This is a genomic window from Bradyrhizobium sp. (assembly GCF_016213215.1).
In the GTDB taxonomy this organism is placed as follows: domain Bacteria; phylum Pseudomonadota; class Alphaproteobacteria; order Rhizobiales; family Xanthobacteraceae; genus Bradyrhizobium.
This window is the reverse complement of record NZ_JACRAW010000113.1, coordinates 1-13,466: the sequence shown is the minus strand read 5'-3', so window position 1 is coordinate 13,466 and position 13,466 is coordinate 1. Positions and strand designations below refer to the sequence as shown.

At 60.6% G+C, this 13,466-nt stretch carries 11 protein-coding genes; 7 read left to right on the top strand and 4 right to left on the bottom strand.

All coding sequences use genetic code 11. From position 1 onward, the window contains the following. Nucleotides 1-154 precede the first annotated feature (154 nt). The 4 genes from HY852_RS19460 to HY852_RS19445 form a co-directional block, all read right to left on the bottom strand. Nucleotides 155-1,471, bottom strand: coding sequence for an MFS transporter (locus HY852_RS19460; protein ID WP_291606474.1), 1,317 nt, complete (start codon nt 1,469-1,471; stop codon nt 155-157). 97 nt (nt 1,472-1,568) lie between these two features. Continuing rightward, on the bottom strand, nt 1,569-2,231 hold the full coding sequence (locus HY852_RS19455) for a hypothetical protein (RefSeq protein ID WP_291606424.1): 663 nt from the start codon (nt 2,229-2,231) through the stop codon (nt 1,569-1,571). Between the two features lie 132 nt (nt 2,232-2,363). Continuing rightward, nucleotides 2,364-2,801 (bottom strand): CopG family transcriptional regulator, encoded by a 438-nt coding sequence (locus tag HY852_RS19450; RefSeq protein WP_291606423.1) that lies wholly within the window; start codon nt 2,799-2,801, stop codon nt 2,364-2,366. Between the two features lie 9 nt (nt 2,802-2,810). Next, nucleotides 2,811-4,805, bottom strand: a complete 1,995-nt coding sequence (locus tag HY852_RS19445) for a conjugal transfer protein TraG (RefSeq protein ID WP_291606473.1) — start codon at nt 4,803-4,805, stop codon at nt 2,811-2,813. 256 nt (nt 4,806-5,061) lie between these two features. Here HY852_RS19445 and HY852_RS19440 point away from each other — a divergent pair, with 256 nt between their 5' ends. The 7 genes from HY852_RS19440 to HY852_RS19410 all read left to right on the top strand — a co-directional run bounded on the left by HY852_RS19440 (nt 5,062) and on the right by HY852_RS19410 (nt 13,222). Continuing rightward, nucleotides 5,062-6,690 (top strand): AMP-binding protein, encoded by a 1,629-nt coding sequence (locus HY852_RS19440; RefSeq protein WP_291606422.1) that lies wholly within the window; start codon nt 5,062-5,064, stop codon nt 6,688-6,690. Nucleotides 6,691-6,718: 28 nt separating this feature from the next. Further along, nucleotides 6,719-7,930 (top strand): ABC transporter substrate-binding protein, encoded by a 1,212-nt coding sequence (locus tag HY852_RS19435; RefSeq protein WP_291606421.1) that lies wholly within the window; start codon nt 6,719-6,721, stop codon nt 7,928-7,930. Nucleotides 7,931-7,967: 37 nt separating this feature from the next. Then, nucleotides 7,968-9,101: an NADH:flavin oxidoreductase/NADH oxidase gene (locus HY852_RS19430; RefSeq protein WP_291606420.1), complete on the top strand. Its 1,134-nt coding sequence runs from the start codon at nt 7,968-7,970 to the stop codon at nt 9,099-9,101. A gap of 1 nt (nt 9,102) precedes the next feature. Continuing rightward, complete coding sequence (locus tag HY852_RS19425) at nt 9,103-9,849, top strand: helix-turn-helix domain-containing protein (RefSeq protein ID WP_291606418.1); 747 nt, start codon at nt 9,103-9,105, stop codon at nt 9,847-9,849. Nucleotides 9,850-9,888: 39 nt separating this feature from the next. Then, nucleotides 9,889-10,650 (top strand): N-acyl homoserine lactonase family protein, encoded by a 762-nt coding sequence (locus HY852_RS19420; RefSeq protein ID WP_291606417.1) that lies wholly within the window; start codon nt 9,889-9,891, stop codon nt 10,648-10,650. A 560-nt stretch (nt 10,651-11,210) separates the two neighbouring features. Further along, the gene (locus tag HY852_RS19415; RefSeq protein WP_291606416.1) at nt 11,211-12,116 is read left to right on the top strand and encodes a hypothetical protein; all 906 of its coding nucleotides are present in this window, start codon (nt 11,211-11,213) and stop codon (nt 12,114-12,116) included. Nucleotides 12,117-12,178: 62 nt separating this feature from the next. Further along, nucleotides 12,179-13,222: a matrixin family metalloprotease gene (locus HY852_RS19410; RefSeq protein WP_291606415.1), complete on the top strand. Its 1,044-nt coding sequence runs from the start codon at nt 12,179-12,181 to the stop codon at nt 13,220-13,222. The last annotated feature ends 244 nt before the right edge of the window (nt 13,223-13,466 follow it).

Genomic DNA, 13,466 nt, shown 5'->3' with positions numbered 1-13,466 from the left:
TCAGGCGCCGCGAGCGCCTTGCGATGGGGTGATTAGAAAACGTAGGACGTGGATTGCGGCAACAATGGGCTGACCAGGGTCGTACTCTGGCGTAGGAAAAGAAAGTCCGCGTGACGGCCAATAATCGCATGCAATAAACAATGCAAATTGCGTGTTACCATTCCGGACGTTCGGGCGCGTCGAGTATGGCGATTTCGGCCGGCGGGATTACTGGATCAAGCAGCCCTTCACCGCTTGCTGATTCCCGACGGGTGACTGTTGGCATCCGCGAGCTCAACGCACGAAGCCAAGGAACAATGAACCAGCCCAGCGCCGCGATATGCACAGCAGCGCTGAGTCCGAAGGTGACTTGATAGGCCACTATCGGGTAGTGACCGTTCTGAGCTGGCCATTGTTGCAGGATGAGGCCTGTCCCGTACTGGGTCGCAAAGGCCCAACCGAAATGAAGCACATTTAGGCCGCCATTCGCGCGCGCAGCCAGCTCCATTGGGAAGTATTCGGCCAACATTGCATAGCTGAGAACGGTCGAAGCCCCGACAAGCGGGACCATTGACCAGGGCAGTAGCGATGGCAGGGGCAGGCGCAAGATCAACGCCAGCTCAGCCACCACAAACAAGGTCGCCGCCGCGGCGAACAGGATTTCCGGCCCCACACCGCGTCTGCGCAAGCGGTCAGCTATCACCCCAAGCAGCAAAGCAGAGACGCTCAATCCGATTGCCATGATGAACAGTTGCGCGATCAATGCTTCGCGGGTGAGACCTTCGACGTCCGTCAGCCAAGGCGCCGCCCAGAGTGATTGCAAGGACCAGGCTGACCCGATGCAGCTCGCTGAAAGCGGAGCTATTCGCCAGAAACGTGAATCTGTATAGATCGCTCGAAGCCCCGGCGTGTTTGGACCAGATTCTCCTGACCGCGCGACCTCTGGCACCGCCGCAAAGATCAGGGCGGCTACCGCGAGGCTCGCAATGGCCAAGACTGCGAACAATCCCCGCCAACCCAGCCATTCCATCAGCCATTCGGCCGGCACTGTGGCGGTCACCGCGCCCAAGCCACCCAACATGATCATGTAGCCGTTGACCAGAGCAACCCGCTCTCTTGGAAACCAGATGACGATCGCTTTCAGGCCCGCCATCAACGCGGCCGCGACGCCCAATCCGATCATGGCGCGCGCGATCAAAAGGGGGAGAAAACCGCTAGACGCGCCAAAAAGGGCGGCACCGATTGTTGCGACGAGCAGCAGCACGCTCTGCACACGGCGTGGACCATAACGGTCGAGCAGCATTCCGATTGGAATCTGCGCGCCCCCAAACGCCAGAAAATAGACCGACGTCAAGAGCCCGAGGTCGGCAGCATCCAGGCCCAACTCGGTCGCAAGAGGACCGGAAACCAACGCGTTGATGGTCCGAAAGAGATACGAGAGATAATAGCCTGCGGCAAAGGGCAGAAAGACACAGGCGATCAGGCGCCAGATTGGAAGCTGCGGCGCGCTGCCCGCTTCCGAAGCCTTTGGTGGCTGGGATGAACCGCCGACGGCTTGCCGCGCAGTCCTCACCACCTGGTCGGGAGGATCAGCAAAATGCGTTCGGCAAGTGCCGAAAGTTCCGATTGCTGCCGTCCTCCTCGCCGGCAGCGCTCAGGTCGGCTTCTGCCTTCGGGGCGGACGCGGCGAGAATTTCCTGGTCAACTTCTGCGGACCCCAGCGAAATCTCTGCATTGCTCTCAAGGCGAGAGGCATCAGCTCTCGCGGCGGCGAGATAGGCGATCGTCTCCCGCATCAACGGATGCCCCTGCCGCACGCGGCTGTCGACCTGTTCGGCCAACGCCTTGAACCGCGCGTGACCCAGAACGCACGCTTCATGCTGCTGAGGCTGCGACATCGGCGGCGTCACGGTGAGATGATAACGGGCGTGCAGCGCGACCGTCTCGGCGATGATCGCGATTTCGTACTCCAGCCGCTCGAGCCGGCTGTCTATCCGATCGAAAGACTCCTGCACGATGCCCGCGACGGGCGGCGCCGGATCCAAAAAGCGCTCAAGCGCGGCTTCGATGACCATGCTCTTGCCAAGGCCTGGGCGATCCGTTGCAGCCTCGAGGCGTTCAAAGGTTCTTTCCGAGAGCTGAACCGTTACTCTTTTCGTCCGTAGCGCCTCATGGGCCCCTGACCGGCTATCCGGGTCGGCTTTAGTCAGAATCGAGCCAATTCCCGTATCGGCCTCATTCTGCGCAGTCATTCCCTCCCCCCTCGATTTGCGACATACCTACGTCGTGTCGCTCTCGAGGGAAGGACAGCACCCTGGTCGCTTCAATCGTACGAACATCAACTTCGTACTCTGGCGTAGGGAAAGAAGAGAACGGCGGACTGGTCAGACAGGGCTGGATTTCTCCCCTTGTCGACCACGCGGCTCGATGTCGGAAGAGACCTCCTGCGCCAGGCTCTGCCCTTTGGCGAGCCTGCGTCCGAGGGCTTCGATGAACCCTTCATAGCGTTCGCGGCCTTTGGCCTGGGCAGCCGATTGCACCGTATCCGGCAGAGGCGGCGTCGCCGTGAGCCAAAAGCGGACAAAAAGCGCCAGTGCTTCGTTTGAAATCGTAACGTGGCGTTCGAGCCGCTCGAGCTGCCGCGTCAACCGGTCCAGCCGTCGTCCGAGCGCAGCCTCCATCCGTTCGGAGTTGTCGGGCGATAAAAACGATGACAGCGCCGTTTCGACAACGAGCGCCTGAGATACCCGCTTCCGGTCGGCATACTCGGCAAGCTGGCCGGCAAGATCGGGTGGCAGACGAAAGGTGTGTCTGGTCCGCATCGTTCCACCTCAGAGATCGAGGCCATCATCGGGATCCATTGCCGCCTGACGGGGAAGGCTTGCGGCCTCCTGGCGAAGTGCGCGGGCGCGCTGGACCTCATCATCTCCCTCGTCGATAAAATCGAACTCGGTCTTTGTCGGCCCTGGTTCTGGCGCCACCTCTTCGTGCTCGGAAAGTTCTGGTTCTCGTCGGATCCCAGCGTTGGCTGAATCGGCAATGGACTCGATATGCTCTTGCCGAGCCTTTGCCTTCCGGCTGGCCGCCCGGATAAGCGGCAGCGGCAAGCCGCTCCAATCATCGTCGGGCGGGCGAAGGCGATGTTCGGGGTTAGCCGGCTTGGGCGGCGGAAGCACCCGTTCCCGAAATCGCTGATCCTCGTAGTAGCGCGCCTTCTTGGCCCGGATCGGGGGGCAGCCCGAAACCAGAATGAGCTCATCGTCCGGTGGCAGTTGCATGACCTCGCCAGGTGTCAGCAGCGGGCGCGCGGTCTCCTGCCTCGATACCATGAGGTGCCCGAGCCACGGGCTCAGCCTGTGGCCTGCATAGTTCTTCATGGCGCGAAGTTCGGTCGCCATCCCCAGCGCATCCGAGACGCGTCGTGCGGTCCGTTCGTCGTTGGTCGCAAACGACACACGGACATGGCAGTTGTCGAGAATGGAATTGTTCGGACCATAGGCCTTTTCGATCTGGTTCAAGGATTGAGCAATCAAAAAGCTTTTCAAGCCATAGCCTGCCATGAAGGCCAACGCCGATTCGAAGAAATCAAGCCGCCCCAACGCAGGGAATTCATCCAGCATCAGCAGCACACGATGCCGGCGTCCTCTGGCGTTCAAGTCTTCCGTGAGCCGCCGGCCGATCTGGTTGAGGATCAATCGGACCAGTGGCTTGGTCCGGCTGATGTCTGACGGTGGTACGACCAAATACAGCGTTGCTGGCTGGTTGCCTTCGACAAGATCGCGGATCCGCCAGTCGCTACGGCCCGTCACCTGCGCCACCACGGGATCGCGATACAGCCCGAGAAAGGACATCGCCGTCGACAGCACGCCGGAACGTTCGTTCTCGCTCTTATTCAGGAGTTCGCGTGCGGCGGAAGCGATCACTGGATGCGGTCCCGCCTCGCCAAGATGCGGCGCCGTCATCATCACCTGCAGCGTCGCTTCTATCGGACGCTTCGGATCCGACAGAAAATTGGCAACGCCGGCCAAGGTCTTATCCGGCTCGGCATAAAGAACATGCAGGATGGCTCCCACCAGCAACGAATGGCTGGTCTTTTCCCAGTGATTGCGCCGCTCCAGGGCGCCTTCCGGATCGACCAATACGTCGGCGATGTTCTGGACATCGCGGACCTCCCACTCGCCCCGGCGAACCTCGATCAGAGGGTTATAGGCGGCCGAATCGCGATTGGTGGGATCGAACAGCAGCACCTTGCCATGTCGCGCGCGGAAACCCGAAGTGAGCATCCAGTTCTCGCCCTTGATGTCGTGAACGATGCAACTGTCCGGCCAGGTCAGAAGGGTCGGCAACACAAGCCCGACACCCTTGCCCGATCGCGTCGGCGCGAAACAAAGCACATGTTCCGGTCCATCGTGGCGAAGATACTTGCGTCCGAACCGGCCGAGCACGACTCCATCCGGTTCGACCAGGCGGATTTCGGAAGGTAGCGCCCAGCGCGCAGAACCGTACGTCGCCGCGGTCTTCGCCTCTCGTGCGCGCCATAGCGACATGGCAAACGCGACAACAATCGAGATGATTCCACCTGAAGCCGCGATACACGCTCCCTCGACGAATACCCTCGGCGCGTAAGCGTCGTATGCGTACCACCACCAGAAGAAGGCAGGTGGCAGGTACACCGGGCACCCCGCGCCTAACTCGAACCATGGCTTTCCGAGCTGCGGCTGGAATCCGAGTTTCCAGGCAACCCATTGTGTTGCCGCCCACGTGGTGGTGAGCACGATTGCCAGGACAAGGGTGATCTGACCCCAAAGGACCTTGGTCGAGGACATGGTACGTGAGAAACCCATGCCTCCACGGGAAATCAAGCAGCCTTGTTGTGAGGCGTACCTGCTGCGGCTGTAGCGCACAAATCGGACGCCTACTTGGTTTGCGAAGAAGCCGGCTTCGACGCTGCGCTCCCCTACGACCGCACCAAAATACATATGAATTTTCACAAAACTGAATACTAGTTTGACACCGGGTTCCCGCCGCTGTTAGCTGTGCCCGATCCATCCGGCACGGCTTGCAACCGGGATTCGCGCGTCCATGTACGCTGTCAGCAACATCTTCTCCTCAAGTGCGGACGCGCAGCCGTTCACGCCATTCCTTTGCATTCCTCCACGTGAGCAACGCGACTATCTGCCTTCCGGCGCCGAATTCAGCTACGGTCAGGTGTCCGCAAGCATAGCGCGCTTGCAGGCACGCTATGCCGCCGCCGGCTTCGGCCACGGCCATCGCGTGGGGCTCTTGCTTGAGAACCGGCCGGACTTCATCGTGCACTGGCTGGCGCTCAACGCCATCGGCTCCTCGATCATGCCGATCAATCCGGCGTATCGGGCCGATGAAATCGCGTACATGCTTTCGCATGGCGAGCCGGATCTGATCGTTTCTCTTCCGGCGCGGCCAGAACTCGACTTGGCGCTCCGGAGCCAGGACAGGCGCATCCCGCTGATGACGGTAGCCGGCGATGACCTCGCCGAGTCCGTCACCAGCATTCCACGAGCGGAGCGGGCGCCGCCGCTGAGTGGTCTGCCTTCGCCACTGACCGAAGCTGCACTTCTCTACACGTCAGGAACGACTGCGCGTCCCAAGGGATGCATCTTGTCCAACGAGTACGTTGTGACCACTGGCCGTTGGTACGCGAGCCGCGGTGGTGAGGCGAGCTACCGGTTCGGCACGGAGCGGCTCTATAGCCCGCTGCCGCTGTTCCACATGGCGGGCCTGACGCTGACAACCATGGCGATGATGCTGACCGGAGGCTGTCTCATCGTCCCTGAACGCTTCAACTCCAGGCATGCATGGACCGACATGGTCGGCTGTCGCGCAAGCGTCCTGCATTATCTCGGCGTGATTGTCGCTTCGCTGCTGGGCCAGCCCGAGACGCCGGAAGAAAGGCAGCATGGCCTGCACTTCTCCATGGGCGTCGGGGCCAACCCGGATTTGCGCGCGCGAGCCACGGCGCGGTTCGGCATTCCCTTCGTCGAAGGATGGGGAATGACGGAGACGGGCCGCAGTTGTTTCAATACCGTCGAGCCGCGGCACCTCGAGTCCAACACGATCGGCCGCAGCGAGCCGGGCTTTGAATTGAAGATCCTGGATGGCGCGAACAGGGAAGTGCCGGCCGGGACGGTCGGAGAACTCTGCGCCAGGTTTTCACCGGACAATCCGCGCAAGGGCTTCTTCTCCGGCTATCTGAAGAATCCCGAAGCGACCGAAGAGGCATGGCGGGGCGGCTGGTTCCATACCGGCGACAGCGCCTGGCAGCACGAAGATGGCGCGATCGTCTTTGTCGACCGCCTCAAGCACCTCATTCGCCGTGCGGGCGAGAATATTTCCGCAGCCGAGGTCGAGGGCGTCATCAACCTTGCGCCGGGCGTAAGGCAATCGGCGGTCGTGTCGGGACACGATCCGGTGCGACAGGAAGAGGTTGTTGCGTTCGTTACTGCGGAAGCGCCGGCCACTCTCGAAATGGCGCAGAACGTCTTCTTTTTTTGCGCCGAGCGGCTCGCCTACTACAAGGTGCCGGCATGGATCGCTTTTGTCGAAGCGCTTCCGATGACTTCGACCAACAAGATCCAGAAACACGCGCTTCTCGGACCGGACAAGGATCCCGCCTCATGGCCGGACATCTTCGATCTGCGATCCCAAAAATCAAAACTCGCCAAACAAGGTTAGGTCTCACTCAATCGGGGGGAATAGAACGATGAAGAAAACACTGAATTTACTGGCGCTCAGCGGCGCCTTGGCTCTGCTGGGCACTGCGGCAAAGGCACAGATTTCAGACGACCAGGTGAAGATCGGCGTCTTGACCGATCAGTCAGGCCTCTACGCCGACGCAACCGGGCCCGCATCGGTCGAAGCCGTGCGGATGGCGATCGCCGATTTTGGCGGCAAGGTCGCCGGCAAGCCCATCGTGATGGTCGATGCCGACCACCAGAACAAGGCCGACATCGGCGCGGCCATCGCACGTCGCTGGTATGAGAACGAGAGTGTTGACGTCATCGTCGACTTCGCCAACTCGGCTGTCGCGTTTGCGGTCCTGGAGCTCACCAAGCAGAAGAATAAGGCGATCCTGATTTCGTCCGCCGGCTCGTCCGACCTCACCGGAAAAGCCTGCTCGCCGAATTCAGTGCAGTGGGTCTACAACACCTATGCCCTTGCCAACGGCACCGCGCGCGCCTTGCTGAACGATGGTGCCAAGAGCTGGTACTTTGTCACGGTCGACTACGCGTTTGGCCAGGCGCTGCGCAACGACGCAGCCAAGACCGTGGAAAAACTCGGGGGGACTGTTGTTGGCGAGGTGCGCCATCCCCTGAACAGCATGGATTTCTCGTCGTACATCCTGCAGGCCCAGGGCTCCAATGCGGATGTCATTGCCTTCGCCAACACCGGCGGCGACCTTGCGAACTCGATCCGTCAGGCCCAGGAATTCGGATTGACCAAGGGCAAGCAGAGACTGGCCGCGTTCCTGATGCAAACCAGCGATATCCACGCCATCGGCCTGCAGGCGGCTCAGGGACTATTGGTCACGACCGGCTTCTACTGGGATCTTGACGACAAGACGCGTGCGTTTGCTCTGAAATTCATGGATAAGACCGGCAAGCGACCGACCATGGTCCAGGCGGGGCTTTATTCTTCCGTGATCAATTATCTGAAGGCCGTCGAGAAGTCGGGGGCCGACGACGGACCAAAGGTCATTGCGCAGATGAAATCGATGCCGATCGACGATTTCTTCGCGCGCAACGCCTTCCTGCGCGAGGATGGCCAACTCATTCACGACATGTATCTGGTGCAGGCCAAGGCGCCGAAGGAGTCGAAAGGCGCGTGGGACTACGAAAAATTGATCCAGGTGATTCCGGGCAAGGATGCCTTCATCTCCCCGGAAGAGAGCGCCTGTCCGTTGCTGAAGAAGTGACCCATTGCACCGGCCTCGGCCAGGGAAGGCTCTCGTCATGACTGCTACACCACTGCTCTTCACGCCGATCAAGCTGCGCGAGCTCTCGCTGAAGAACCGCGTCATCGTTTCGCCCATGGCGACGTATTCGGCAATCGATGGTCACGTGACCGACTGGCATGTCGGGCACATTGCGAAGCTCGCGGCCGGAGGGCCGGGCCTGGTTTTCGTCGAACAGAGCTCGGTCAACCTGCAGGGCCGGATCACCCATGGATGCCTTGGCATTTGGGACGATAGCCATGTCGCGGGCCTTTCCAAGCTGGCCTCGATCATCCACAGCCTGAACGCCAAGGCGGCGATCCAGATCGCCCATTCGGGACGAAAGGGGTCGTCGCAGCGTCCCTGGGAAGGCGGCGGCCCGCTCGGGCCGGCCGACGCGGTGGCGCGCAACGAAGGGCCGTGGGAGCTCGCGGCCTCAAGCAGCATACCCTTCGACAATGGCTGGCCTGCGCCGCACATGATGACGACCGAGGATATCGACAGGGTGGTCGAGGATTACAGGCGAGCGTTTCGGCGAGCGCGCGAAGCCGGCTTCGATGTCGTCGAGCTGCACTGTGCCCATGGTTATCTGCTGCACTCGTTCCTGTCCCCGCTCGCCAATAATCGGAACGATCATTACGGCGGCTCGCTTGCCAACCGCATGCGCCTGCCGCTGCGGCTTGCCGCCATCATGCGGGAAGAGTGGCCGGCCCACTTGCCGGTGTTTGTCCGCATCTCGTCGGTTGATGGCGTGGATATCGGCTGGTCGATCGAGGACTCGGTCGAGTTTGCGAAGGCTCTCAAGCAAGTCGGCGTCGACGTGGTCGACTGCTCGTCGGGTGGCATGAAATTGCCGCGGGGCAATTCGCTGGTGTCGCGCACGCCAGGCTTTCAGGTGCCGTTCGCCGAGAAGGTACAGCGCGAGGCGAAAATTCCGACCGTTGCGGTCGGTCTGATCCGGGAATGTCAGCATGCCGAGACCGTGCTGGAGGAGAGCAAGGCGACTCTGATCGCGCTCGGTCGCGAATTGTTGTGGAACCCAAACTGGCCGGCGCAGGCGGCCCTCGAGATGGGATGCGATCCGGACTGGTCGCATTGGCCGCCGCAATATGCCTGGTGGCTGAAACGCCGCGTGATCCAACAGGGACAATGACGTGGAGAGTTCGGTAAAGTCCGCGGGTCGTGTTTTTGCGGTGCTCGAGTTCTTCGAGGAGCACCAGCGTGCGGCTTCGGTGGTCGAAGTATCGCAGGCGTTGAACTTTCCGCAATCTTCGACGTCGGCGCTGATGCGGACCATGACCGCGCACGGCTACCTGCACTACGATTCGAGTCGTCGCGAATACATTCCGACGGCGCGGACGGCCATGCTGGGCCACTGGCTGAACCCCGTCCTGTTCCAGGAAGGCCGATTGTTCAACTTGATGGAGGAGCTTTCGGCGAAGACTAACGAGACGATCATGGTGGGCCTGAGGCGGGGCTTGAGCGCCCAGTACATCCACGTCATTCAGGCCAAGGTGCCGATGCGGCTGCATGTGAAGCCGGGCACCCTTCGACCGCTGGCGCGCTCCGGCCTCGGTTATGCATTGCTATCGCAACATCCAGAAAAGGACGTTCGCCGATTCGTGAAGCAGCTCAACGCCTTGGAGCCGGATCCACAGCGCAGGATTGAGATCAAGGATCTTCTGGCGCAGCTAGCCAAGGTGAGGGTGAAGGGGCATGCTTTCTCCATTGACCTCGTAACCCCGGGTGCGGGCGTGGTCGCGATGACTCTGCCGGCAACATTGGGCGCCGAGCAGCCGCTCGCGATATGCGTCGCGGGCCTCACCGATGCGCTGATCGCACAGGAGAACGAGATCGCTGCACTGCTCAAGCGCGCCATCGCGTTTCATTTGTCCGAATAGAGGCCGCAACGGCTCGAGCTTGCGTGAGGAAGAGACGCCATGAAACTCAATTTCCTGTCGGCGGGCCGGCTGCGGATGCGCAAGAGCGTCTATTTTCCCGACGCGGACCGCGGCGAACTGATCGACCTTCCGGTGAGCAGTGCCTTGTTGAGGCACAAGCAGGGGAACGTCCTCTTCGACACTGGGTGCCATCCCTCCATCGTCGATCACGCCGAAGAGCGCTGGGGCGGGCTCGCCAAGTTCATGAAGCCGGTCATGAGCGTTGAAGAGACCTTGATACCGAGCCTGGTCTGCGTCGGACTGGAGCCCCACGACATTGATGTCGTCGTCAACTCTCACCTCCATTGCGACCACTGCGGCTGCAACGAATTCTTTGGGAAGGCGACCATTGTCATGCATGCGAAAGAGCTGGAAGCGGCCACCTCTCCCGGCGCTGAGGCGGCGGGCTACTTGCGCAACGAATGGGCCAGTGGTCAGCCCATCGAAACGGTAACCGGCGAGCGCGATCTGTTCGGCGATGGTAGCCTCGTCCTGGTGCCGCTGCCGGGCCACACACCCGGCACACTGGGTGCGCTGGTGAGCCTGGAACGGGACGGCCAGTTCCTCCTGGCCTCCGATACGGTCAGCCTGCGGCAGAGCCTCCTAACCGATACTCCGCCGCGCCAGACCTGGAACGTGGATGCTCTTCAGAAGTCACTCGGGGAGGTGAGGCGGATCGAGAAGTCGGGTGCGACGATCATCTGCGGCCACGACGACCAGCAGTGGCAATCATTGCGCAAGGGTAATTCCGCCTATCAATAACGAGCGCTGTTGCGGGTGTCGGCGGGCTTCTGGATTGCTGTAATCGCTGAAAGGGCTCACGCCCGCGAAGGCGAGTAAGGTTTCCGCTCGAAGCGAGCGCAGCAGCTCCTGGCGAGGAAGGCAGGCCTGACCGGGCCGAGGGCGCAGCCCGCGTACTCCATTTGGTTCGATGGACAGAGCCTGCCATCCGGCAGATCCGCTTTGCGTCAAAATCGGTGGTGCAGGCCGATCCAAATCGTTTCCGGTCTATCCTCGACAGCTGACGCTTGGACGAGCGTCGAGTTAGGCAGCCTCGGGCCACAAGCGGAAGCACTCGATTTACAAGTAATGCGTGCGGCGTTGGGGCAATATGGCTGTCGTGATGTCCTGATCATTGACGGCGAGCGTGATCGGCTTCGGAGTCTCTGATTGATCTTGTGAGAGTTTGCAACATGTGATAGTTTTTTCTCCGGAGATATTTGACTGTAGCGCACCTTTGGTTTGTAGCGCGGGCATATTCATTTCATTTTTCATTCTTACTGTGCGAAAGCTTGCGTCCGTTTGAATCGAAGGCGTTTGCAATGAGGAGACTGAAGCTCGCCCTTGTCGCCGCCTTGCTAGGGACAGGCTTACTCGCCGCGTTCAATACGTCGGCGACTGTTGTGCTTGCGCTGAAATTCGACGAACTAGTCCGCATGGCTGACGGCGTAGTGCTCGGCACTGTCGAAAGTGTCATCTCGCGGCGGGACGAGCGCAAGCACATCGCCACCTATGTAACGCTGACTGATCTTGATCTGCTCACCGGCAGCTACCAAGGCAAGACGCTTACCTTGCGGTTTGCGGGCGGCACCGCCGAGAATGAGATCGTTGAGGTCGAGGGCAGCCCTACGTTCCATGCTAAGGAGCGCGTCATACTGTTCGTCAGCGGGAACGGCGAGCAGCTTGTCCCGGTGCTCGGCTGGGGTCAGGGTGTCTTTCGCGTCGTCCGGGACCCACAGGGTGGTCCCGAGGTCATCAGCGATAGCGTCGGTAACCGCGTGTTCGGCATCCGAGATGGCCAGGTGGTCAAGGAACGCAGGGTGGCATCGGAGTTAGAGTTGTTTGGCCCGCGGATGGGGGGCCCCTCAGAGGCTACGCCACCAAAGGGTGGCCTCGGACGAACGGAAACCGGCGAGCAGATCGGGCCGCCGCGTACCAACGACATTCAGGGTTCGCGAGCAGGCGACGAGACGCGAACCCTGGCCGAATCCGGCGAGGTCATGCGGCTCGACCAGTTCGTCGCCGACGTGCGCCGGACCGCCGAAACGGCTGGCATTCAGGGCAAGCCGCTCCGTTCCGTCGCTGAGGGCCAAGCGCTTGCCGTCAGCGACAAAGATGCGGCACCCCGCGAAGTCACAACAACCGAGCCTGCACGGCAGGCACCACCTGAGCGCGGCGAATTCCCACGTCCGATAGAGAGGGGCACCACCGACCCGAGCCTCAGGTAGTGTCTCTGCCGCTCGCAGGCCGGTCGGATGGTTCTAGAAGCGTCCGTCCCGGATGACAAGCCATGAGCAGAACATCAAGGTCCACTCTTGCGGCGACCGCCCTCTGTCTCGCAACGCTACTCGGTGTCTCAAGCGTCGAGGCCTACACGTACCGCGCTTGCGACGGCAACAGAATCCGCTGGGACAGGCAATGGGACAACAGGTGGATCAGTACGACGTCGTTCCCGCCGGGGAGCGCTTGGGATGCCCGCTATCAGAATGCCATGTGGCACTGGAACAATGTCAGAGGATCGGCATTCAATTTTTTCGTGATGCGCGATACTGACGGAACGCACAATGAATCTAATGGCCGGAGCGAAGTTTATCTTGATAACAGCATCACACTGCCGACCCTGGCCGTGACCCTAGTAAGGTATCACTGCTATTGGTTCTTTGGATTGCACTACGGAATTGACGAAGCCGATATGGGCTTCAATAACAATATCGGATGGAATCTGGGGCAGCTTAACTACAGCAACCTCGGCTTGCCTGTCAGCTTTGAAGGCGTAGCGCTGCACGAACTTGGCCATGCTCTCGGCCTGAAACACGAAGATCGCTGGCTCGCCACGATGAATTCGAACTATCCGGCTGCTGGGCCGCTAGGTCATTGGCGCGAGTGGGATCCGTCTGGTGACGACCGCGAGGGAAGTCGCCTCTTGTACCCCGACGGTATAGGAGAGGTGGACATAGCCGGATCTGTTTTCCGCAGCATTGGGGGCGGCAGTTCGGCTCTGGTCACGAGCCCCGCATCGGCGGCGCGCGGTTCGACAATAAATATTCAGTTCACGTTCAGCAACCTGAGTACCACCACGCAGACTTTCAATATCGGTTTCTATCTTTCATCCAACGACTTCATCAGCAAGTTCGACCGGCTCATTGGCACGAATACTGGCGCTTGGGGCAGTCCTGGCTTTACCGGCACGTTCACCCGCAGCCTCACGATTCCCGGTGATATCGCACCCGGACAGTACTGGCTTGGCTTCATTGTCGACAATTCCGAAACAACTGGAGAGGCGAACGAAACGAACAACAACATGGAAATGCCGCGACCCATTCAGATCAACTAAATCACGTGTATGCGACCAATCCGCCCGGTTAATGACGATAGCAAGTCAGTTGAGAAGTTGAGATCGCCCGCTACATGACGCTGTTACTTCCGCTCTGGGTCATAGGACTAAACCGCTCGCGCGGTAGGACGCTACGGCTGGCGACGGGGCCCAGAGGATAGCGCAACGGGGCGTCCTGTCTTGAGATGAGGGGTTCGCAACCTTCACTCAAAACAGGAGCATCCCCATGACCGACGAGGCAGTG

What these genes read in the sequence shown, in the direction of transcription:
- HY852_RS19440 (WP_291606422.1), top strand. Translation starts at nt 5,062, where the DNA reads ATGTACGCTGTCAGCAACATCTTCTCCTCAAGTGCGGACGCGCAGCCG.
- HY852_RS19445 (WP_291606473.1), bottom strand. Translation starts at nt 4,805, where the DNA reads ATGTCCTCGACCAAGGTCCTTTGGGGTCAGATCACCCTTGTCCTGGCA.
- HY852_RS19415 (WP_291606416.1), top strand. Translation starts at nt 11,211, where the DNA reads ATGAGGAGACTGAAGCTCGCCCTTGTCGCCGCCTTGCTAGGGACAGGC.
- HY852_RS19450 (WP_291606423.1), bottom strand. Translation starts at nt 2,801, where the DNA reads ATGCGGACCAGACACACCTTTCGTCTGCCACCCGATCTTGCCGGCCAG.
- HY852_RS19420 (WP_291606417.1), top strand. Translation starts at nt 9,889, where the DNA reads ATGAAACTCAATTTCCTGTCGGCGGGCCGGCTGCGGATGCGCAAGAGC.
- HY852_RS19430 (WP_291606420.1), top strand. Translation starts at nt 7,968, where the DNA reads ATGACTGCTACACCACTGCTCTTCACGCCGATCAAGCTGCGCGAGCTC.
- HY852_RS19435 (WP_291606421.1), top strand. Translation starts at nt 6,719, where the DNA reads ATGAAGAAAACACTGAATTTACTGGCGCTCAGCGGCGCCTTGGCTCTG.
- HY852_RS19410 (WP_291606415.1), top strand. Translation starts at nt 12,179, where the DNA reads ATGAGCAGAACATCAAGGTCCACTCTTGCGGCGACCGCCCTCTGTCTC.
- HY852_RS19455 (WP_291606424.1), bottom strand. Translation starts at nt 2,231, where the DNA reads ATGACTGCGCAGAATGAGGCCGATACGGGAATTGGCTCGATTCTGACT.